Source organism: Streptomyces sp. R-74717 (assembly GCF_047305335.1).
Lineage (GTDB): Bacteria > Actinomycetota > Actinomycetes > Streptomycetales > Streptomycetaceae > Streptomyces > Streptomyces atratus.
In genome coordinates this window covers 5,714,475-5,734,934 of the sequence record NZ_CP102361.1, presented here as the reverse complement: position 1 = coordinate 5,734,934, position 20,460 = coordinate 5,714,475, and the positions used below count along the sequence as shown (strand labels likewise).

Below are 20,460 nucleotides of genomic sequence, written 5' to 3'. Positions count from 1 at the left end.
CCGAACGTGCCGGCCGATGTGCACACGACGGCCGCCGAGACCGACTCGCCCGGAATGCTCGGCTTCCGCTGAGCCCCGGCCGCTCGAACCCCCGCTGCGTCGCGCTCAGACGCGCAGACGCCCGCCCCGGCTGTGCGCGGCGACCAGCACCTCCCGCAGCGACGCGATGACCTGCGTGAGCGCGAACCGCAGGGCGAGCTCCCCCGCCGCCTCGTCCGCCAGTACCGCCGCTGCTCCCGCCAGCACGCTGTCCCCACAGTCGAGTTGACCGGCCTCCACCTCGTCGGCCAGCCGGGAGAAGACTCCGGCCAGCACCTGGCCACCGCCGAGGGCGGCTCCGAGGATGAGAACAACGACTGCATGGTCCCGGCCGTCGCCTTGGCGACCCCGGCGTCCACGATGATCGCCGTGACGGTCCTCGGCCACATGCTCGGCTGCCGCACCGACAACGCCCTCGACTGTCCGATGAACTGCGGCTACATCCGGGGCCGGGTCGATGCCGCTCGGTCATGTGCATGTGCTCCCGGCGGCCCCGATACCGGGACCGGGGCGCCGGTGCCGGTCCGCGATGCGGTTGTCAGGCGGCGGGGGTGCGAAGTTTGCCTCGGGCGAGGCCGAGCAGGAGTTCGGCCGTTGCGATCGCCATGTCTTCGAGCACCGGATGGTCCAGCCGCGTGTCGTCGTTGGCGTATGCACCGAGACCGTCGACGGTGACCAGGATGTGCAGGCCACTCCGAGCGCGTCGTCGGTCGTGAAGTCCCCGGCCCGGCGGCCTTCCTCGATGAGGTCGGCAAGGACGGTGCGCGTCATGGACTCCTGCGCTCTCACCGCCGAGCGTAGCCCGGGGACAGACCGCTCGGCCAACGCTGGGCGAGCCTCGCGACCGTCACCCTCGAACCCACGACGCGCACGGCCCGGATTCTCGACGGCACACCCGCCGACATCGGCTCGCGCGACTGGCGCATCCTGACCGCCGGCTGATCCGAACGCGGAGGTGCACGCCGCCTTCCCGGCACCGGACCGTTCAACGGCAGAGGGCCGCGTCCACCGTCTTCTCGACCCGCAGCATGGCTGCCTCGTCGGGCGGCATGGTGGTCACCGCGACGCTGGCGGCGCGACCGTCGTCGGTGGCACCGCCGCGGGTCTCGTATCCCGGAATGTCACCGCCGTGGCCCCAGTACACACCGCCGCACGACAGCGGCCTGCTCGCCAGACCCAGTCCGTAGCGGGCGCCGGTGCCGAGGTAGTCGGCGGGGACGGTGGTGCGCATCTCGGCGAGCTGGGCCGCCGGGAGGAGGCGGCCCCCGAGGAGCGCGGTGTAGAACCGGTTGAGGTCGGTATTGGTGGAGACCATCGCGCCTGCCGCCCAGCCCCAGGAAGGGTCCATTTCCGTGTAGTCGCGCAGGGGACCGTCTGCCGAATCCCTGAAGTAGCCCTTGGGGTGGGGCTCGCGGATGGTCATGTCACCGGGGGCGGGGAAGTACGTGTGGCGCAGTCCGACGCGGTCGATGACGCGCCGGGTGATCTCCTCGCCGAGGGGCCGGCCGGTGACCTTCTGGATGATCAGGCCCGCCAGCAGGTAGTTGGTGTTGCTGTACTCCCATTTCGCGCCCGGGGGGAAGTCGGCTTTGTCCTTGAGGGCGATATCGAGAAGGTCCCGGGGTTCGGAGTACCGGTGCTGAAGAGTGGTGAAGTCCAGATCGTCGGTGTACTCGGGAAGTCCGCTGGTGTGCTGGAGGAGTTGGCGGACGGTGATGCGGCGTCCGTCTATTCCGTCCCCGCGTACGAGGCCCGGCAGATAGGTGTCGACCGCGGCGTCGAGGCCGACCTTCCCCTCACCGACCAGCTGCAGCATGACCACGGCGGTGAACGTCTTGGTGTTGCTGCCGATCCGCACCTGTCCGTCCCTGGGCACCTTCGAGCCGGTGGCCAGGTCGCCAACCCCTGCGGTGTAGGTACGGGTGCGACCCTCGCGGCCCTCGCGGTCCTTGACGCTCGCCAGCGCGGCGGGCATGCCGTCGGTGCGCACCAGCGCGCTCAGGCTCTGCTGGACGGTGTCCGGCCTGGTCGCTGCGGAGGCCGCCGGCGGCGCCAACGCACCCACCGTCACGACGCCGGCGATCACCGCGACCGCGGCCGAAACGGCCTTGCGCCGAACACCCTGCCTCCCGCCGCGGAAACGGAACCTCTGCCATGTCTGCTCGTGCACGAAACAACTCCTGCCAGATCGAGGGAAACCGGTGGCGTGTGCCGTGCCCAGCATCTCCGGGTGCGGCCGCCCGAAGTGATCCCGCTACCTGCCCACTTCCGGGTAGGGCTACCCCCCCCGGCCGCACTCAGCCGACGAGGTACGGGTGCGGGAGGGCGGCCCAACTCCGGTCCCGGGTACGGCACATGCGGCAGGCCCCGGCATCGCCGACCAGCGCCCGCTCCAGACCGGCCGGCGTCGGAGGTGCGGCCCAATGCCTGGCGCACGTCCTTTGGCGCAAGGTCGAAGTTGCGCCGGAGGGCGTCGAGTTCGCCTGCCCGGCCGATAAAGGATGTGCGTCTGCGGTCCTTGATGATCTGTCGCATCGAGCGGCGGCGCGGCCGGGCCGAGGGCATACGCGAGATCGCCACGCGTCACGAGTCCACCTCCCGGGGCAACGACAAGGAGATGGACCTGCGCAACAACTCCATCGGCCGTCAGATCGGCCGTGACAACACCGGCAAGTCGAGTGCGGGCATCCGCAGCAGGGATGCCTGCAAGAACGGGACGAGCCGTGGGAAGCTGTGGATCACCAAGAGTGGCAAGCTCGTGAGGAGCAACGCATGACTTCCACGCTCAGCCGGCGAGTGGTGCCCGTCCTTCTCCTCCTCCAGGTCACCTACCTCGCCCTGATGACCGTAGCGTTCACCGTTCTCCCGCCGGACACAGCGGAACTCGACCACACCGACGCCCCGGCCGTGGACGCGATGCTCTCCGTCACCGTCACGCTCGGAGTCGTGGTCGCGCTGACGGGTGCGGCGGCGCTGCTGGGGCTGGAGAAGGCACGCACCCACAGCCCGCGGGCCCTGCGCGTCGCCTGGCTGACGGTCGTCGGACTGGGACAGGTCGCCATCGCCGCGAAGGCGCTGGTCACCGTCCTCGGCCAGAATCCCGGCCCGGACACCGTGATCGGCTCGGGCATGGTGGCGGTCGCCTTGTGCGTCGCCGCGGCCTGCGCGGTCGAGGTGCGTAGTGCGTTCCACGTGACGGGACGCAACGCGCACGCCTGAGACTGCCGGCCTGAGGAGCATGGCGCCCCCTGGTACGACCGGGGGCGCCACATCTCGTTGTTCTCCACCGCGGCTGAGCGGCCATCCATTTTCCGGACACCGGTTATGGGTGTTTTCTATGCCGCGAGCTTCATCTTCACGTATTCGGCGTGAACTTCGGCCGGGGTCTTGTAGCCGAGGCCCACTGGGCCCGCGGACCGTACGCATGGCCGGTCGGCGAAGGCATACGGCTCAGTCCGGCAGCACGGGAAGCAGCTCCGGAAGGTGCCCGTCGGACGCGGCGGCCGCCGCCACCCGCTCCTGCGGCACCTCCCCGTACAGCGTCGTACGCGGCTTCGCCGGGCGGCCCGCGATTTCCGCGATCGCGACGAGGTCCTGGATGGACCGGTACGAGCCGTAACCGGAGCCCGCCATCCGGGAGATGGTCTCCTCCATCAGCGTGCCGCCCAGGTCGTTGGCGCCCGAGCGCAGCATCTCGGCCGCGCCCTGTGTGCCGAGCTTCACCCAGCTGGTCTGGATGTTGGTGATGTGCGGGTGGAGCAGGAGCCGGGCCATGGCGGTGACGGCCCGGTTGTCGCGGTCGGTCGGGCCGGGGCGCGCGATGCCTGCCAGGTAGACCGGGGCGTTGGTGTGGATGAAGGGGAGGGTGACGAACTCCGTGAAGCCGCCGGTCTCCTGCTGGAGGTTCGCCAGGGTCCTCAGGTGGCCGAGCCAGTGGCGGGGCTGGTCGACGTGGCCGTACATCATCGTCGACGACGATCGCAGGCCCACCTCGTGGGCGGTCCTGATGACCTCCAGCCAGGTCGCCGTGGGCAGCTTGCCCTTGGTGAGGACCCAGCGGACCTCGTCGTCCAGGATCTCGGCCGCCGTACCGGGGATCGAACCGAGCCCGGCCTCCTTCGCGGCGAGCAGCCAGTCGCGGATGGACATGCCGGTGCGGGTCGCCCCGTTGACGACCTCCATCGGGGAGAAGGCGTGCACATGCATGCCGGGTACGCGTTCCTTCACCGCTCGCGCGATGTCGAAGTACGCGGTGCCGGGCAGGTCCGGGTGGATGCCGCCCTGCATGCAGACCTCGACCGCACCGACGTCCCACGCCTGCGCGGCCCGGTCGGCGACCTGGTCCAGGGAGAGGGTGTACGCGTCGGCGTCGGTGCGCCGCTGGGCGAAGGCGCAGAAGCGACAGCCGGTGTAGCAGACGTTGGTGAAGTTGATGTTCCTGGTGACGATGTACGTGACGTCGTCACCGACCACGTCACGGCGCAGGGTGTCCGCGATCCGGCACAGTTCATCGAGCGCCGGGCCGTCCGCGTGGAGCAGGGCGAGCGCCTGGTCGTCGGTGAGTTTCGTCGGATCGTCGGCGGCCTGGCCGAGCGCCTGGCGTACGTCCGCGTCGATGCGGGACGGGACCATGCCGGGGGCCGCCGCCTCGCGCAGCGCCTCCCAGTCCCCGTACACCTCGTCGAAGTCCTCGCGGCGGTCGTCGGTGCGGCCCTCCGTGTCGATGGTGCGGTGCAGATCGGTGCGGCCAGTGGCTCCGAACTCCTCGTCGGGCTCCTGCCAGGGCAGGCCGACGGGGATCGCCCCCTCCTTCGCGAGGCCCGTCTCCGGGTCGGCGAGGGCGCGGACGTGCGGGAGCAGACGGGGGTCGAGCCAGGGCTCGCCGCGCTGGATGAACTCCGGGTAGATGGTGAGTCGCTCGCGGAGAGTGAAGCCCGACTCGGCTGTCCTGGCGGCCAGTTCGTCGATGTGGGGCCAGGGGCGTTCGGGGTTCACATGGTCGGGCGTGAGAGGCGAGACGCCGCCCCAGTCGTCGATGCCCGCGCCGATGAGCAGCGCGTACTCGGCGTCGACGAGGTTAGGCGGGGCCTGGATGCGGGCGGACGGGCCGAGGATGTGCCGGGCGACGGCGATGGCCGCGGCCAGTTCCTCCAGCTCGGCGTCCGGCATGCCGCGCATCGCGGTGTCCGGCTTGGCGCGGAAGTTCTGGACGATGACTTCCTGGATGCCGTGGTAGGCGCGGGCGGTCTTGCGCAGCTCGAAGAGGGAGTCGGCGCGCTCCTCGTACGACTCGCCGATCCCGATCAGGATGCCGGTCGTGAACGGGACGTTGGAGCGGCCCGCGTCCTCGAGGACGCGCAGGCGCACGGCCGGTTCCTTGTCCGGGGAGCCGTGGTGCGGGCCGCCCGGTTCGGACCACAGGCGGGTGGCCGTCGTCTCCAGCATCATGCCCATGGAGGGGGCGACCGGCTTGAGCCGCTGGAGGTCGGTCCAGGTCAGCACGCCCGGGTTGAGGTGCGGGAGGAGGCCGGTCTCCTCCAGGACGCGGATCGCCATGGCGCGTACGTACGCGAGGGTGTCGTCGTACCCCTCGGCCTCCAGCCACTCCCGCGCCTCGGGCCAGCGGTCCTCGGGCCGGTCGCCGAGCGTGAACAGCGCTTCCTTGCAGCCCATGGCCGCGCCCTTGCGCGCGATGTCCAGCACCTCGTCGGGCGACAGGAACATCCCGTGGCCCGCGCGCCGGAGCTTGCCGGGGACGGTGACGAAGGTGCAGTAGTGGCACTTGTCGCGGCAGAGCCGGGTCAGCGGGATGAAGACCTTGCGGGAGTACGTGATGACACCGGGCCGGCCGGCGGCTTCGAGGCCGGCGTCACGCACCCGGGCGGCCGAGGCTGCGAGATCCGTCAGATCGTCACCTCGCGCCTGGAGCAGCACGGCGGCCTCGGTCACATCGAGAGCGACACCGTCGCGGGCCCGCTTGAGGGCACGCCGCATGGAATTGGTGGTCGGACGTCCGCGCTGAGGATCGGTCATGGAGCGAGCATACGAGCGGGGCGCGCGCCCCGGACCAGGGCCTCCGCCGGGAGTGACCGTGACCGCCGGGCATCCGTCGTCACCCACGACCGCCGCATGCGAGCCCGCTTCACTGGCAACCACCTGGAGCTGAGCGCAGGCCGCATCACACAGCACCGGTCACTCGCGGTGACGGAGCAGGCCGCCCCCGCCCGGAGCCCGATCCACCCGCCGACTCGTTCCTGAACACGCACCTTCCCCTGCCCGGTTGGCCCGGCCCGCGACTGACCGGGCACGCGGACGGCAACGGCAGTCGACGAAGACTGCCCACTCCCGGCAATGACATCGGTGGCGTACAGCGGCGAGGATCTGCCCACCGACAGCTCGACCACGGAGGCACACACTCATGAGACCGACCCGCGCTGCCCTGCTCGTCGCGGCCACCGCCCTGACACCGGCCCTCCTCTTCACCACCCCGGCGTTCGCCACGGGCTCGACGGCCACGTCGACGACCGTGACGGCCACGTCCGAGACGCCGGTGGACGAGATGTCGGAGGAGGACGACCGCGTCGCTGTCTTCCGCATCCTGTACCTGGCACAACAGAACGGCGACCAGGCCGTCATCCGGGAGGCCAACAAGGCCCTCAACGACGGCAGCCCCGAAGCCCTGCGGACCTTCCTGGAGACCGGCTACCGCATCGCCCAGGCCGAAGACGACAGCGTCGCCATCTTCCGCATCCTGTACCTGGCACAACAGAACGGCGACCAGGCCGTCATCCGGGAAGTCAACAAGGCCCTCAACGACGGCAGCCCCGAAGCCCTGCGGACCTTCCTGGAGACCGGCTACCGCATCGCCCAGGCCGAGGACGACCGCGTCGCCATCTTCCGCATCCTGGCCGACCCGACCATCAGCAACGCCCTCCGCGCGGCTGCCGAGGAGGCCATCGACGGTACGCCAGAGGAGCTGCGGTACTTCCTGGAGGTCGGGCAGTACAAGGTGGACGGCTAGATCCGCAGCCCAAGCCAGAACTGCACCGGAAAGGCCGACCCACGCGCCGACCCCGCGGGTCGGCGCTCCGGTGGGTGGGCAACAGATAGAGCAGCTGCGGCGCACTTCTCAGCGGGAGCGGAGACAAGCAGGAAGCGCCATCAACCACAGCCCCCTCAACACGTACGACGTGACATCACAGGCCCAGGTGTCACGTTGTCCTGATGCGGGGTGTCGGCCACTTCTGGGCGTCCGCCCATGCGCCGTACGGAGTCCAGGGGATGGTGGGGAACTGCGTCCGCAATGCCTCCAGGTCCACCTGGTATCCGGTGTCCGCCAGGAAGCTGTACATGGCGAACATGTCGGGGTTGGTGGTACGCAGGTCCGCCAGCGGGGTCTGCCGGAACGCGACCGCGCCGCCCGCCGCCCGTCCGATCTCCTCGGCCATCCGGACCGGCGTGGGATCGTCGCCCGCCACCTCGATCCGCTGCCCGATCCAGCGGTCCGGATCGGCCACGATCGCGGCCACGACACGGCCCAGGTCCTGCCGTGCCACCTGCTGGAGGGGCGTGTCGCCGGGAAGCGGCATGGTGAGGAGGCCGGCGGCGACCTCGTCCAGCGCGCCCAGCGCGTTGTCGTAGAAGTAGGTCGGCGCCACCACCGTTGCCGGAAGTCCGGAGCCGGCGAGCAGTTCCTCGGTCCTGGCCTTGGTCTCGAAGTGCGGGATGCCGGTGCCACGGTCCGCACTGGCGACGGAGGCCAGCACCAGATGCGGCAGTGCGACGTCCTCGGCGGCCCGTACGATCGCCTCGCCCTGGGCCACCTCCGCGTCCAGACCGTCCTGGAACGGCGTGGTCACGGCGAACACGGCCGTCGTGCCCCGGAACGCCTCGGCGAGCGAGCCCGCGTCGAACAGATTCCCGGGGACGACCTCCGCTCCGGCCGCCACCAGCGCCCTGGCCCGCCCGCTGCCGGGATCACGCACCACGGCGCGCACGGCACGCCCTGCCTCCAGCAGGGCGGCGGCCACCGCGCCGCCCTGGCCGCCGGTCGCTCCGAGTACCGCGATGGACATGAGGTCTCCCTGGTCGACGGATATGGGTCCATGCTGACCAGCGGCGGCCGGACCTGCCACCAGGAGGGCCCCGGGTGGTGGGCGTCGGCCCTGCCGCGAATCCGCCTCAATGATGACAGGCAAGCAACTCGGCCCAGACCGTCTTGCCCACGACCCGGTCGGTGATTCCCCAGGACGTGGCCAGCGCCTCGACCAGGTGGAGGCCGTACCCCGACTCTGCTCCGCCCATCGGCGCGCACCGCTGCGGCCCCCGCTCACCCAGTGCATCCGACACCTCGATACGGAGCGTGCCCGCAAGGTTGAGGAGCCTGAGTTCGAAGTCCCGCCCTCTCACGTGCCCGTGCAGCACCGCGTTCGCCGCCAGCTCGGCCACGACCAGGGCGGCATTGTCGGAGAGCTCGCTCCCGTACGGCGCACCCCACTCGTCGAGTTGATGCACAGCGAGCCGGCGGGCGAGCCGCGCGCCTCGGCGGGTGGCACTGAAGCGTTGGACGAACTCGGCGCCCACAAGGGTGATTTCGGGGTTCATGTGACTCAGCGTGTCCGGTTACTCGTACGCTGACCAGGAGTGACACCACGACTCCGAGCAGCTGTACGGGCACGCCCGGTCGGCTGTACGGGGCGTCGGCCGTGACCGGGCGGACAGAGAGCGGTGCAGGGGAGATGGCGAACGCGGAACGCGAAGAACGACCGGAGCGACCGGCCGAGTCGGACGGCACGGCGCACCTGTTCAGGGCGCTGGGCAAACAGATCAAAGTGCTGCGGGAACGCGCGGGCCTGAGCCAGAAGGATCTGGGCACGGCAACGCACTGCGGCGAAGACCTGATCTCCGCGACGGAACGGGGTGTACGGACACCTCAGCCGGACTTCCTGGGCCGCGTGGACCAGGTGCTGGACGCAGGCGGGGTGCTGCGAGCGGCGGTCGATGAGGCGCAGGAGGCGTTGTCGCGGTCACGGACGCGACACCCGGACTGGTTCCGGGACTACGCGCGGGTGGAGGCGGATGCAGTTGCGCTACACATCTACAGCACGCAGGCCGTGCCGGGTCTTCTCCAGACCGAGGACTACGCGCGTGCAGTGTTCACGCAACGACGGCCGCTACTGGATGAGCAGACGATCGAGAAGCGAGTAGCGGACCGCATGGACCGCCAGCAGATCTTCGGGCGCTGGCCCGCACCAACGTTCAGCTACGTACTGGAGGAGGCCGTACTGGAACGACCGATCGGCGGGCAGGCCGTTCACAGACAGCAGTTGCAGAGACTGTTGGATGTCGGGCGCTTGCGAACTGTGGAGCTTCAGGTCATGACGACCGATCGGGAAGAACACCCCAGCCTGGATGCCTCGTTCACGCTTCTCACTCCTAAGGGCCGCCAGGAGGCGGCGTACACGGAGACATACGGCCATGCACGGCTGATCACCAACCCAGAGGAAGTCCGCGTGTTCAGCGAGCGTTATGGGATCATCCGCTCGCGGGCTCTCACCCCCACGGAGTCCTTGACGCTCATCGAGAAGATGCTGGGAGAACGATGAACACCGAGCAACTGCACTGGTTCAAATCCAGCTACAGCAGCGGCGAGGGCGGCGCATGCATCGAGGTCGCCTACGACTGGCGCAAGTCCAGCTACAGCAGCGGTGAGGGCGGCGAATGCGTCGAGGTCGCGACCTGCCCCACCACCATCCACATCCGCGACTCCAAGAACATCCAGGGCCCCCGCGTCGACGTCGCCCCCGACACCTGGACCGCCTTCGTCTCGTACGCGCGCCAGGGCTGAGCGCGGCCCGATCCGCCTGGCACACCTGGTCCCGCACCGGATCGCGACAGCCGCGACCCGGTCGACCGCGACGCGGCGGCCCCCGACGTAAAGGCTTTGGGAAGAAGGAACTTCCCAACCAAACCCCTCCCCCGGCCTCAACCAGAGGCCCGTCACTCACACGGGTGAGGTTTGCCAACTGAGCTGGATTTCATAGCGGTTGGCTGGCATATGCTCGCCGCGACAACCACAGACATGCGTCGGCCCCCGGCCGGGACTCGCAATCCCGATCGAGGGCCTGACCACCGAGGAAGACGAGACCTTCCCGATGGATACCCAGCAGATTAGCGCGCCCTCGCGCGCCCCGTCTCCCGTTCGCGGGGACGCCACGCCGTCGTCCGGCGTCATGCACATCAACTCCCGCCACACCAGCCACTTCACGGTCGTGGGCAACCACCTGGCCCAGCACCGCGAGCTCTCCCTCCTCGCGATCGGCCTCGCCACCCACATCCAGTCGCTCCCCGCCGGGGCAAAGGTCGGGATCAAGCACCTCACCGAACGCTTCCCGGACAGCGAGGCCCGCATCGCTGCCGCACTGCGCGAACTGGAAGTCCACGGCTACCTGCGCCGCACCCGCGAACGCCTCCCCAACGGCCGCGTCATCACCCGCACCTGCTCGTACAACCAACCAGGCTCCACCAACGCCCACCCCGCCCCGGCCCCCAAGCGACGCCCCAAGCCCAGCCACCCAGCCACGGTCGCTGCCCCGACCCCCACACCCGCACCGCGCCCCGCAACCCCCTACGTCCCCGCCCCCACCGCGCCCAAGCCCCCGCCACTCCCCCAACCCACCAAACCCCTCCCTCAACTCCTCCACGCCGCCACCGCGCTCCTCATCGACCTCCACCGCCGCGCACCCCACATCACCCTCACCGAACGCGACATCCACCACCTCGCCCCCGCCGTCGCCACCTGGTTCGAACGCGGCACCACCCCCACCGCCATCCGCCAGGCCCTCACCAACGACCTCCCCCAACCCCTCAGATTTCCGGCCAAATTCTTGAGGCACCGCCTCATCGCCCTCCTCCCACCCCCGACCACCCCCACCTACCAGCCCACCCCACTCCAGAACTGCGACCGCTGCGACCGCGCCTTCCGCTCCCCCAACCCAGGCAACTGCCACGACTGCACAGCCGACGAACCGCACCTCCTGTCGGCCTGAACAAGTGAGGTCTCTACCCTGTGGTGATCGTTGCTGGTCCGACGGGACAGGTGGGTGAACGAACGTCATGGGATGCCCCGGTGGCACCCGCGCCCCGTGGAGGGGCAGCCGGTGGCCTCCCTCGGCGCCCCGTACCGGCGCCACTCGGTCAGGGGACGTCCCGGCAGTTCGCCGCGACCGTGATCGGCGCAAGAAGCTCCGCGTCGCCTGATCTGACGCTGGGCGTACGGCGCCGCACCGGTCGGATCCGCCGCCCGGGCCTAGACGAGGGCCACGGCGAACAGCGTGAAGGCGAGCACGATGACGCCCACGCGGACGTAGTGGAACCGGTCCCAACGCCCCACCTGCTGCTTCCAGTCCGCGGGCACGCCTTCCTGCGACCAGGTCGCGACACGTGAGTTGATCGGCACGAGCAGCAGGATCGACATCACCACGCTCACCACGAGCAGCACTGCGCCCGCGGCGACGAGCGACGCGACCGCGTCGCCCCACGTCAGCGTGGACCACACCGCGCCGAGGACGACCGAGCCGATGTACCAGAACGGCATCACCCGGCCCAGGACGCGCGCCCCGTCACTGCGGGCTTCGACCCCGCCGTCGTTCGGGAGCCGGTCGAGGATCGGGTTCACGAACACCGCCACCGCGAACTCCACGCCCACCATCAGCCCGACCACAACGACCGTGACGACGGCCAGTACGTCCTGCATGACCCCTCCAAAGGCTGACCTAGCGGCGCTAGGTTCTGATGCAATGCTAGAAATGTCATCGCTCTATTGTCTAGCGGTGCTAGTATCGAGTCATGTCAGTACACGAACGCAAGGAACGCGAGCGGGCCAGCCGCCACAGGCTGATCGTCTCCACGGCCCGCGAACTCGCCGAGACCCACGGATGGGACGCTGTCACCACGCGTCGGCTCGCCGAGCAGATCGAGTACAGCCAACCCGTTCTCTACAGCCACTTCCGGGGCAAGAACGAGATCGTGGGAGCGGTCGCGCTGGAGGGGTTCGCCGAGCTGACGACCGCGCTGCGCGCCGCGGTGCCGGAAGGGCTCGCGGGCCGGAAGCCGGTGGCTGCACTGGCCCGCGCCTACACCGACTTCGCCGCACGCAATCCCGCCCTGTACGACGCGATGTTCAGCCTCGACAACGGCCTCCCCTTCGCCGACGACGCCACGCCCGCTCCACTGCGCGAGGCATTCCAGGCCCTGCTGGACCCGCTCGTCGACCACGCACACCCCGATGAAACGGGGTTGTTCGTCGAGACGTTCTGGGCCGCGCTGCACGGACTGGTCACCCTCACCCGCGCCGGACGCCTGCCCGCCGACCGGGTCCCCGACCGCCTCATGCTCCTGGCCGACCGCTTCGTCCCCCGCTAGGGTCCACGCCGGCCCGGCTCGCCGCCTGTTCTCCGGATCACCACGTCCGCGCCGCCGGGCTCATCCCGCCTCCACTGAAGTGCAGGTCTCTTTATCCTGGCCGGATGACCACTCCTACTGAACTCGTCATATTCGACTGTGACGGCGTACTCGTCGACAGCGAACGCATCGCCGTGCGCATCCAGGTCGAAGTGGGCGCCGAACTGGGGTGGCCGCTGACGGCGGAAGAAGTCATCGAGAAGTTCGTGGGCCGGTCGAACAAGTCGATCGGTGCGCTGATCGAGGCGCGCCTGCCCGGCAGGTCCGCCGTCTGGCAGCAGCGCTTCGAGGACCTCCACCGTGCCGCCGTGAACACCGAACTCGTCGCGGTCGACGGCATCCACGAGGCGCTGGCCGCCCTCACGCTCCCCACCTGTGTGGCATCGAGCGGCAGCCACGAGAAGATGCGCCACACCCTCGGCCACACCGGTCTCCACTCCCACTTCGAGGGCCGCATCTTCAGCGCCAGTGAGGTCGCGCACGGCAAGCCCGCCCCCGACCTCTTCCTCCACGCGGCCCGGCAGATGGGCGTGGATCCCTCGGCCTGCGTCGTCGTCGAGGACAGCAAGTACGGGGTACAGGCAGCCCGTTCGGCCGGAATGCGGTCACTCGGCTACGCGGGCGGGCTGACCCCGGCGCACTGGCTGGAGGGCCCGGACACCGTGGTCTTCGACGACATGCGCAAGCTGCCGGTGCTCTTGTCAGAGATCTGACGGCCGGCCGCCTCAAGTCCGTTACGCGTAAGGCGGGTCGGGGTGGTCGCTACTCTGTTCTCCCCCTGCCACGAGGCGGGGAGAACAGGGGTGGGACATGCGCAGAAGAATGGCTGCGGCTTCCGTGGTGGCGGCAGTGGCCACCGGGATCGTGGTGGCGCCGGCCGCTCACGCGGAGGGGCGGGGTGACATCCGGGTCACCAAGACCGTCGTGAACGGTGGCAGCAATGTGATCGTCGGGGTCAAGAACGTCAAGCGTTTCCTGATCACCATGACGATCAAGGACAACTCGGGGGTGAAGGGGGTCGCCGATGTGTCCGCGTTCAACGCGACCAATGGCCATGGGCCGGTCGACCATCTCGGTACGACGTGCAAGAAGGTCAGCACGACGACGTCCGTGTGCACCGCGACGATGCAGATCGACCCGACGTGGATCGACTTCTACGGAAGCGGCAACGAGGGCTGGGACGCCAACTCGGTCGCGGGGACCTGGCAGGTCAACGCCACGGTCCAGGCGAATGACCGCGACTACTGGATCTCCGACCGTATCGCCCTGTTCAAGGTGAAGCGCGCCGCGACCCTGACCACGGATGCCACGCCCGAGCCGGTCAGGAAGGGGGGCACGCTGACCGTCACCGGAAAGCTGTCGCGGGCCAACTGGACGGATCTCAAGTACCACGCGTACACCAAGCAGGTGGTGAAGCTGCAGTACAAGAAGCCCGGCGGCACGTACAGCACCGTGAAGACGGCGACCACCGACAGCAAGGGCCACCTCCGCACGACGGTGAAGGCCACCGCTTCGGGCAGTTGGCGCTGGGCGTTCCTCGGTACGACCACGACCATGAAGGTCGTCTCCACCGGCGACGCCGTCACGGTGAAGTGACCAAGCAGCGGGCCGGGCTCCTCACTCCCAGTGAGGAGCCCGGCCCTTTCGATCACACTGCCGATGTCAGCGGGCAACCGCCTTCGTCGCCTTGCTGGTGGCGGAACCGTTGGCGTGGCCCGTGCGGCGGGCGGTCACCTTCACGGTGATCTTCTTGCCGCGCTGGGCGGACTTGAGCGTCAGCGACGACTTGGTCGCGCCCTTGATCGCCTTGCCGTTCTCGTACCACTGATAGGCGTACGAGGTCGGGGCGGGCGTCCAGGTGCCGTGGGCGGCCTTGAGCGTGCGGCCCACCTTCGCCGTGCCGGAGATCGTGGGCTGCTTGGTGGCCTTGGGGGCGCTGCCCGTGGCGATCTTCACGGAGGCGGTCGTCGCGGAGCCGTCGGCGTGGCCGGTGCGGCGGGCCGTGACGGTGACCGTGACCTTCTTGCCGAGCAGCGACGCCGGGACGGTGTACGTGGACGCGGTCGCGCCCTTGATCGCCTTGCCGTCGGCCTTCCACTGGTACGCGTACGAGGTGGCGGACGGCGTCCAACTGCCGGGAGCGGCGGTGAGCTTGGCACCCACCTTCGCCGTACCGGTGATCTTCGGGGAGGTCGTCGCCTTGGGGGCCGCGCCCTGGGTGGCCGTGACCGCCGCCGAGGTGGCCTGGACGTCCGGGGTGCCGGTGCGACGGGCCGTGACGGTGACGGTGAGCTTCTTGCCGAGCAGCGCTGCGGGGACGGTGTACGTGGACGCGGTCGCGCCGGTCACCGCGTTGCCGTCGGCGTTCCACTGGTAGGTGTACGAGGCCGGGGCGGGGGTCCAGGTGCCGGTGGACGCGGTGAGGCGGTCACCCACCTTCGCGGTGCCGGTGATGGCCGGGGGCGCGCTGTTCTTGAACGGGGCTTCGGTGACGGTGAAGCTGCCGCGCTGGTATCCCCACCCGTTGTGGGTGTTGACGCCGACGTTCCAGGTGCCGACGGCGGCCCCGGTCAGGTCGAGTACGGCCGTCAAGGTCCGCCGGTCCGCCGAAACCGCGGTTGTGGTCGACGTGATCTGTTTGCCGTTGAGAGACAGCACGATCTCGTCGTCCTTGTGCAGGGACGTGCCGCTCAGCTGAACCGTCGCCTTCGTGCCGCTGGCCCCGGTGGCCGGAGTGATCTGCCCGATGGTCACCTGCTCCGTGCCGCAGAGGACGGACGTGCAGACCGCCTCGGCCTCGTACGAGGTCTTCGATGCCTTCTCCGGCAGCGAAAGGACGAGGATGCTCGGGGTGGTCTCCTTGGTGTACGGCTCGTTCACGGCGCAGTCGTAGCCGGTCGGGATGTAGCGAATGCAGCCGTTGTCGAGGCTCGGGTCGTACAGCGCGGGTACCGCCGTCTCGGTGGCGCCCGTCGTGTCGCTGATCTCCATCTTGAAGTAGTCGCGGTACGCGGTGGGCAGTGCGGCGCAGACGGCGGTGTGCTGCTCGTCGAGGGTGCCGGTGACCGGGCCGTATCCGAAGGCGACGTTGGGGACCTTCTCGCACTCGGCGGCCGGTCCTTCCGCGCCGGCGATGCGCAGGGCGTCGAAGCGGTAGGAGTCGGCGGCCTTCAGTCCCGATCGGACGGTGACCAGGACCTGGTAGTGGGTGGAGCCGGTGACGGCGCACGCCTGGTTCTTGTTGCACAGGGCGGTGCCGTCGGCGTCGTACACCACCACGTTCGCGGTGCCGAGCGAGTCGCGGACATTGATGTGCAGGGTGTCCTTGACGTCGGCGGTGGTGACCTGGCGGCAGCGCAGCTCGCCGGGGGCGCCCATCGTGCCGCCGGTGGACGGACCACCGACCTTCGTCGCCGGGTTCGGGGTGCAGCCCTTCGCGGTCGCGGTGACATCGCGACGGGTCAGGGTGTAGTCGGCGGCGGTGTCACGGCCGGTGACCAGCACGGTGTGGGCCACGCCGGGCGCCAGTTCGCAGGTCGTCCAGGTGGAGAGGGACGAGTAGATCGAGCAGACCTGCTTGCCGTGGGGGTCCAGGACGGTGAAGGCGGCGGTGGACGTGGTGCCGGGGGCCGCCTGGAGCTGAAGGTTCTCGTAGTCGCTGTGGTCGTCGGCCGGGATGGTCAGGCAGTGCGAGAAGACACCCTCGCCGGTGGAGAACCGGGCTGCCGGGCTCGTCGCGGTGAAGTCGCCCGCCGGGATGGCCGCGCAGTCGCTCGCCGTGTCGGTGCGGTGCAGGGCGAGGGCGTACGGACCGGTCGGATTCGACTGGCTGTCGGTGGAGACCAGGGCTCGGAACGGGGCCTTGCCGGTGAGTGCGCACGTACCTGCCGAGAGGTCGGTCCAGTCGCACCGCTGTACGCCGTCGGCGTCGACGACGGTCACTTCGGGGCGTGGCCCGGACCCACTGAGGTCCTTCAGCACGGCCAGGCGGGCGTCCGCGGGGAGTGGCAGGGACAGGCAGTCGATCTCACCGGGCGCAGTGAACGCGGAACGATACAGGCCGAGTTCGACGGGCTCACAGCCGGTGGTGGCGGAGCTGTCGAGGATGAGGGTCGGGTCGTCGGTGAAGACGGTGTAGTCCCCGGCGGCGGGGAGGTCGCAGCCGTTCCAGGTGGTGCAGACGGTCTTGCCGTCCCGGTCGTACACGGCGAGCACCGAACGGGCGCCGTCGTGGACGCCGTACACGTTGTAGCGTCCGGCGGCCGGGGCGGTGAACGTCTTGCAGCCGCTGGCCGGGACCGCGGTCGTGGGTGCGGAGTTGTATCCGTTCAGGGGTACATGGGTGCAGCCGGCCGGGTCGGAGATACGGCGGACGGTGAGGGTGTACTCGGCCGGGAAGCCCCGCTCCGCGTAGCTGACCTGGGAGAGGACCCGGTACGGGCCGTCGCCGGGCAGTACGCAGCCCTCGCTGTCGTCCTCGTTGAAGTGCGGGCAGATCCGGGCACCGGTCTCGTCGGTGATCCAGGACAGGCTCTCGCCGTACACGGTCGTCTTGATCTTGTTGGTGATCCGCTCACCGGGCCTGCCCGTGAACGGCTGGCACTGGATGGCGTTCGCCCCGGCCGCCGAGCCGACGACGGGTGCGGTGTCCCAGGCCGTGCTGATCTCCGGTGCGCAGCCCTTGGTGGTGCCGAGGGGAACGACGGCGACGGTGGGATTGCTCGGATCGGCCCAGTTGTTCGTCAGCCGGAGCGTGAAGGCGCCCGCGCGGGGCAGCGCGCACCAGCCTGCACCCCACTCGGGGTCGTAGCAGTCGATCTCCGTCTCGCCGTCGAAGACATCGGCGTACGTGTTCCCGGCGTTGCCACCGATCAGCACGACCTTGTGCAGGCCGGGCGCCTCGGCCGTGATGGTGAAGCAGGCCGTCCCGTCCGCGGGGATGGTCACGGTGCCTTCCGCCGGGGCGGCTTCACCGAAGGCGGAGAGTGGCAGCGCGTCACAGTCCTCGTCGGCCGGAGCGGCTGCCGCAGACGCGGGGGCCGCCCCGGCGGCGTACGCCCGGCCGGCGCCCGCGGGGATCAGTAGTGAGAGCAGGACCGACAAGGTGAGCAGCAGAGCGGTGTACGCCGCGGATCTCGCGGCCGTACATGGGCGGTTGGGCATTCCGTTCCCCCCGGACCGGTGAAGTGAGTGCATTTCGCCGGGACTTCACGAACGCCGCGCGAACGCGGTACGGCCCGGATCGCACGCAACATGTGTGTGATTTGTAAAGAACGCACATGATGATCGCACACATGTACCACCGAACAGGCGTACATTCCGGCCGGGTGACGGATGCCAGGAGAAGTGCCCCGCCACGGGGCGAGCGGCAGAGCACCCCTCCTCTCCGTCGCCGGGTCGCTACAGATACTCCGCGTACGCGTCCAGCGCCCGCAGCACCTCCGCCTCTCCTGCCGGGGGCAGTTGGAGGACGACCTCCTCGATACCCAGGTCCGCGTAGTGCGTCAGCTTCCCCGGGCTCGGGAGTACCGCGTAGGGGACCACCTGGAGCTGCTTCGGGTCGCGGCCGGCCGACTCCCAGGCCTCGCGCAGCTTCGGTACGGCCTCCGTCAGGCCGCGGCCACCGATCGGGAGCCAGCCGTCGGCGTACTGCGCGATGTGCGCGAACAGCTTCGGGCCTGCCGCGCCGCCGATCAGGGTGCGGGGGCCGTTCACCGGGCCGCGGGGGCTCTGGACCGGCTTCGGGTACGCGTGGCTGGCCCGGACCGAGCCGAACTCGCCGTCGTACGCCGTCGGTTCGTCCGACCACAGGGCGCGCATCAGGGCCATGCGGTCGCGGACGAGGTCCCGGCGCGTCGACCAGTTCACCCCGTGGTCCGCGGCTTCCTCGATGTTCCAGCCGTAGCCGAGGCCCAGCGTGAAGCGGCCGCCCGAGAGATGGTCGAGGGTGGCGATCTGCTTCGCCAGGTCGATCGGGTCGTGCTGGGCGACGAGCGTGATGCCGGTACCGAGGGCGAGGCGTTCGGTGACGGCGGCGGCCTGGGCGAGGGCGACGAAGGGGTCGAGGGTGCGGCCGTACTCGGGCGGGAGTTCGCCGCCCGCCGGGTAGGGGGTGTCCCTGCTCACCGGGATGTGGGTGTGCTCGGGCAGATAGAGCCCGGCGAACCCGCGCTGTTCGAGCTCGCGGGCGAGCCGCAGCGGCGTGATCGTCTCATCGGTGAGGAAGATCGTTGTGGCGATCCGCATATGAGGAAACCTCCGTCGTGATCCGGTGAGGGCCTCAACGTATGCCGTGCGGTGCGGAAAGCCGAGTGTCCGGGAGTTCGGGCCCCGGTCATGCCTACCGCCGTTTCCCCGGAGTTCATGGCTCCCCGCCAGGGTCGGGTACGTCACCCCTCGCCAGTCACGACACCCCGGGGAGCCACTCGTATGTCCGCATCGCAATCCGCCCACGGCCGCCCGATGGCCAGGCGCGGCCTTCTCGTCGGTACGGCCGCCACCGCTCTAACGTTGGGCACTGTGAGCTTCGCCGACGCCGCGACCGGGGACGACGCCCCGGACCGGACCAGGACCGTGCGCGGCACCCTGCCGACCGGGTCGCCCGACTATGTGTATCTGCCGGTCGAAGTACCGCGCGGGGTACGGGAGATCGCCGTCTCGTACACGTACGAGAAGACGCCCGTCCCGGCCGGGACGCAGGGCAACGCCCTCGACATCGGCATCTTCGACGAGCGCGGCACGGAGCTGGGCGGGCGCGGGTTCCGGGGGTGGTCCGGCGGGGCACGCAGCAGCTTCTTCATCCGGGCGGACGAGGCGACGCCCGGCTACATCGCGGGGCCGGTACGGGCCGGGACCTGGAACATCGCCCTCGGGCCGTACACCGTCGCCCCGGAAGGGCTCCCGTACGAGGTGACGATCACCCTGCGCTTCGGACCGACCGGGTCCACGCCGAAGCCCGTGTACCCGCCGGAGCGGGCGAAGGGGCGTGGGCGCGCCTGGTACCGCGGGGACTGCCATCTCCACTCCGTCCACTCGGACGGCAAGCGCACCCCGGCCGAGATCGCCGCCGCCGCACGCGCGGCCGGGCTCGACTTCATCAACAGCAGCGAGCACAACACGTACTCCGCGCACAGCGCGTGGGACGGGCTGTGGGGTGACGATCTGCTCGTCCTCACGGGCGAGGAGGTCACCACCCGCAACGGGCATGTGATCGCGCTCGGCACCGACCCGGGAACGTTCGTCGACTGGCGCTACCGGGCCCGTGACAACCGGTTCGGGCACTACGCGAAGGCCGTGCGCCGGGCCGGTGGTCTGGTCGTGCCCGCTCATCCGCACGCCACATGCATCGGCTGCCACTGGAAGTTCGGCTTCGGCGAGGCGGACGCGGTGGAGGTGTGGAACGGGGCGTACACCCCGGAGGACGAGATCGCCCTCGCCGAGTGGGACAACTCGCTTGTGGCAGCCGTCCGTACGTCGAAGCCGTGGGTTGCGGCGATGGGCAACAGCGACGCGCACCGGGAGCCGGACAAGGTGGGGCTGCCGCAGACCGTCGTCCTCGCCGACGAGCTGTCGCGCGAGGCGATCACGGCCGGAATCCGGGCCGGGCACTCCTACATCGCCGAGTCGTCCGCCGTCACCCTGTCCTTCGGGGCCTCGGGCGGGCGCGGCCTGCACGCGGGGATCGGTGAACGGCTGCGGGTGGACGGGGACGACACCCCGGTCACCGTACGGCTGGAGGTGACCGGGGCACCCGGCTGCACCGCGCACTTCGTCACCGACCAGGGCACCCTGTTCACGGCCACGCTGCCGGAGTCGGGGACGGGGACGGTCCAGTGGCGCACAACGCCGGTGTACGCCGCCTATGTGCGGGCCGAGGTCCGGCACCCGGCGACGGTGCCCGGGCTGCCGGGGGCCCTGGCGGCGCTCACCAATCCGGTGTTCCTGGAGGGTTAGACCGAC

At 69.9% G+C, this 20,460-nt stretch carries 18 protein-coding genes; 10 read left to right on the top strand and 8 right to left on the bottom strand.

Annotated features, from left to right (window positions below; translation table 11 throughout):
• Window positions 1-105: 105 nt before the first annotated feature.
• Complete coding sequence (locus NRF20_RS26265; RefSeq protein ID WP_398632583.1) at window positions 106-315, bottom strand: hypothetical protein; 210 nt, start codon at window positions 313-315, stop codon at window positions 106-108.
• Window positions 316-1,024: 709 nt separating this feature from the next.
• A complete protein-coding gene (locus NRF20_RS26260) occupies window positions 1,025-2,209 on the bottom strand; it encodes a serine hydrolase domain-containing protein (RefSeq protein ID WP_398632582.1) in 1,185 nt (394 codons plus the stop codon).
• A gap of 351 nt (window positions 2,210-2,560) precedes the next feature.
• Here NRF20_RS26260 and NRF20_RS26255 point away from each other — a divergent pair, with 351 nt between their 5' ends.
• On the top strand, window positions 2,561-2,815 hold the full coding sequence (locus tag NRF20_RS26255) for a DUF6973 domain-containing protein (protein ID WP_413753375.1): 255 nt from the start codon (window positions 2,561-2,563) through the stop codon (window positions 2,813-2,815).
• The gene (locus NRF20_RS26250; protein ID WP_398632580.1) at window positions 2,812-3,258 is read left to right on the top strand and encodes a hypothetical protein; all 447 of its coding nucleotides are present in this window, start codon (window positions 2,812-2,814) and stop codon (window positions 3,256-3,258) included. Before NRF20_RS26255 ends, NRF20_RS26250 begins: the two co-directional genes overlap by 4 nt.
• 231 nt (window positions 3,259-3,489) lie before the next feature.
• On the opposite strand, the gene NRF20_RS26245 is transcribed toward NRF20_RS26250, so the two are convergent.
• Window positions 3,490-6,072, bottom strand: a complete 2,583-nt coding sequence (locus NRF20_RS26245; protein WP_398632579.1) for a bifunctional FO biosynthesis protein CofGH — start codon at window positions 6,070-6,072, stop codon at window positions 3,490-3,492.
• A gap of 385 nt (window positions 6,073-6,457) precedes the next feature.
• Between NRF20_RS26245 and NRF20_RS26240 the strand changes: the two genes are divergently transcribed.
• Window positions 6,458-7,060 (top strand): ALF repeat-containing protein, encoded by a 603-nt coding sequence (locus tag NRF20_RS26240; RefSeq protein WP_413753374.1) that lies wholly within the window; start codon window positions 6,458-6,460, stop codon window positions 7,058-7,060.
• A gap of 190 nt (window positions 7,061-7,250) precedes the next feature.
• Here the strand turns inward: NRF20_RS26240 and NRF20_RS26235 are convergent, their stop codons facing one another.
• Window positions 7,251-8,114, bottom strand: a complete 864-nt coding sequence (locus tag NRF20_RS26235; RefSeq protein ID WP_413753373.1) for an NmrA family NAD(P)-binding protein — start codon at window positions 8,112-8,114, stop codon at window positions 7,251-7,253.
• A gap of 106 nt (window positions 8,115-8,220) precedes the next feature.
• Entirely contained in the window at window positions 8,221-8,643 is a 423-nt protein-coding gene (locus tag NRF20_RS26230) for an ATP-binding protein (RefSeq protein WP_398632575.1), read from the bottom strand.
• A 134-nt stretch (window positions 8,644-8,777) separates the two neighbouring features.
• Between NRF20_RS26230 and NRF20_RS26225 the strand changes: the two genes are divergently transcribed.
• The 3 genes from NRF20_RS26225 to NRF20_RS26215 all read left to right on the top strand — a co-directional run bounded on the left by NRF20_RS26225 (window position 8,778) and on the right by NRF20_RS26215 (window position 11,087).
• Window positions 8,778-9,644 carry a Scr1 family TA system antitoxin-like transcriptional regulator gene (locus NRF20_RS26225; RefSeq protein WP_398632574.1) on the top strand — a complete coding sequence of 289 codons (867 nt, stop codon included), beginning with the start codon at window positions 8,778-8,780 and terminating at the stop codon, window positions 9,642-9,644.
• A complete protein-coding gene (locus NRF20_RS26220; protein WP_398632573.1) occupies window positions 9,641-9,886 on the top strand; it encodes a DUF397 domain-containing protein in 246 nt (81 codons plus the stop codon). The genes NRF20_RS26225 and NRF20_RS26220 overlap by 4 nt, the downstream gene beginning before the upstream one ends.
• Window positions 9,887-10,193: 307 nt before the next feature.
• The gene (locus NRF20_RS26215; protein ID WP_413753372.1) at window positions 10,194-11,087 is read left to right on the top strand and encodes a helix-turn-helix domain-containing protein; all 894 of its coding nucleotides are present in this window, start codon (window positions 10,194-10,196) and stop codon (window positions 11,085-11,087) included.
• A 260-nt stretch (window positions 11,088-11,347) separates the two neighbouring features.
• Here the strand turns inward: NRF20_RS26215 and NRF20_RS26210 are convergent, their stop codons facing one another.
• Complete coding sequence (locus NRF20_RS26210) at window positions 11,348-11,794, bottom strand: anthrone oxygenase family protein (RefSeq protein WP_398632571.1); 447 nt, start codon at window positions 11,792-11,794, stop codon at window positions 11,348-11,350.
• Window positions 11,795-11,886: 92 nt separating this feature from the next.
• Here NRF20_RS26210 and NRF20_RS26205 point away from each other — a divergent pair, with 92 nt between their 5' ends.
• The 3 genes from NRF20_RS26205 (at window position 11,887) to NRF20_RS26195 (ending at window position 14,097) form a co-directional block, all read left to right on the top strand.
• Window positions 11,887-12,462 (top strand): TetR/AcrR family transcriptional regulator, encoded by a 576-nt coding sequence (locus tag NRF20_RS26205; protein ID WP_398632570.1) that lies wholly within the window; start codon window positions 11,887-11,889, stop codon window positions 12,460-12,462.
• 104 nt (window positions 12,463-12,566) lie between these two features.
• Window positions 12,567-13,214, top strand: a complete 648-nt coding sequence (locus tag NRF20_RS26200) for an HAD family hydrolase (RefSeq protein WP_398632569.1) — start codon at window positions 12,567-12,569, stop codon at window positions 13,212-13,214.
• A gap of 97 nt (window positions 13,215-13,311) precedes the next feature.
• Complete coding sequence (locus NRF20_RS26195; RefSeq protein ID WP_266360750.1) at window positions 13,312-14,097, top strand: hypothetical protein; 786 nt, start codon at window positions 13,312-13,314, stop codon at window positions 14,095-14,097.
• Between the two features lie 66 nt (window positions 14,098-14,163).
• Here the strand turns inward: NRF20_RS26195 and NRF20_RS26190 are convergent, their stop codons facing one another.
• Together NRF20_RS26190 and NRF20_RS26185 are read right to left on the bottom strand one after the other, a co-directional pair.
• Window positions 14,164-17,664 (bottom strand): hypothetical protein, encoded by a 3,501-nt coding sequence (locus tag NRF20_RS26190; RefSeq protein WP_398632568.1) that lies wholly within the window; start codon window positions 17,662-17,664, stop codon window positions 14,164-14,166.
• A 237-nt stretch (window positions 17,665-17,901) separates the two neighbouring features.
• Window positions 17,902-18,747, bottom strand: a complete 846-nt coding sequence (locus NRF20_RS26185) for an LLM class F420-dependent oxidoreductase (protein WP_398632567.1) — start codon at window positions 18,745-18,747, stop codon at window positions 17,902-17,904.
• A 183-nt stretch (window positions 18,748-18,930) separates the two neighbouring features.
• Between NRF20_RS26185 and NRF20_RS26180 the strand changes: the two genes are divergently transcribed.
• Entirely contained in the window at window positions 18,931-20,454 is a 1,524-nt protein-coding gene (locus NRF20_RS26180) for a CehA/McbA family metallohydrolase (RefSeq protein WP_398632566.1), read from the top strand.
• The last annotated feature ends 6 nt before the right edge of the window (window positions 20,455-20,460 follow it).

What these genes read in the sequence shown, in the direction of transcription:
- NRF20_RS26195 (WP_266360750.1), top strand. Translation starts at nt 13,312, where the DNA reads ATGCGCAGAAGAATGGCTGCGGCTTCCGTGGTGGCGGCAGTGGCCACC.
- NRF20_RS26210 (WP_398632571.1), bottom strand. Translation starts at nt 11,794, where the DNA reads ATGCAGGACGTACTGGCCGTCGTCACGGTCGTTGTGGTCGGGCTGATG.
- NRF20_RS26235 (WP_413753373.1), bottom strand. Translation starts at nt 8,114, where the DNA reads ATGTCCATCGCGGTACTCGGAGCGACCGGCGGCCAGGGCGGCGCGGTG.
- NRF20_RS26185 (WP_398632567.1), bottom strand. Translation starts at nt 18,747, where the DNA reads ATGCGGATCGCCACAACGATCTTCCTCACCGATGAGACGATCACGCCG.
- NRF20_RS26245 (WP_398632579.1), bottom strand. Translation starts at nt 6,072, where the DNA reads ATGACCGATCCTCAGCGCGGACGTCCGACCACCAATTCCATGCGGCGT.
- NRF20_RS26230 (WP_398632575.1), bottom strand. Translation starts at nt 8,643, where the DNA reads ATGAACCCCGAAATCACCCTTGTGGGCGCCGAGTTCGTCCAACGCTTC.
- NRF20_RS26225 (WP_398632574.1), top strand. Translation starts at nt 8,778, where the DNA reads ATGGCGAACGCGGAACGCGAAGAACGACCGGAGCGACCGGCCGAGTCG.
- NRF20_RS26220 (WP_398632573.1), top strand. Translation starts at nt 9,641, where the DNA reads ATGAACACCGAGCAACTGCACTGGTTCAAATCCAGCTACAGCAGCGGC.
- NRF20_RS26190 (WP_398632568.1), bottom strand. Translation starts at nt 17,664, where the DNA reads ATGCCCAACCGCCCATGTACGGCCGCGAGATCCGCGGCGTACACCGCT.
- NRF20_RS26215 (WP_413753372.1), top strand. Translation starts at nt 10,194, where the DNA reads ATGGATACCCAGCAGATTAGCGCGCCCTCGCGCGCCCCGTCTCCCGTT.
- NRF20_RS26240 (WP_413753374.1), top strand. Translation starts at nt 6,458, where the DNA reads ATGAGACCGACCCGCGCTGCCCTGCTCGTCGCGGCCACCGCCCTGACA.
- NRF20_RS26250 (WP_398632580.1), top strand. Translation starts at nt 2,812, where the DNA reads ATGACTTCCACGCTCAGCCGGCGAGTGGTGCCCGTCCTTCTCCTCCTC.
- NRF20_RS26255 (WP_413753375.1), top strand. Translation starts at nt 2,561, where the DNA reads ATGATCTGTCGCATCGAGCGGCGGCGCGGCCGGGCCGAGGGCATACGC.
- NRF20_RS26180 (WP_398632566.1), top strand. Translation starts at nt 18,931, where the DNA reads ATGTCCGCATCGCAATCCGCCCACGGCCGCCCGATGGCCAGGCGCGGC.
- NRF20_RS26200 (WP_398632569.1), top strand. Translation starts at nt 12,567, where the DNA reads ATGACCACTCCTACTGAACTCGTCATATTCGACTGTGACGGCGTACTC.
- NRF20_RS26205 (WP_398632570.1), top strand. Translation starts at nt 11,887, where the DNA reads ATGTCAGTACACGAACGCAAGGAACGCGAGCGGGCCAGCCGCCACAGG.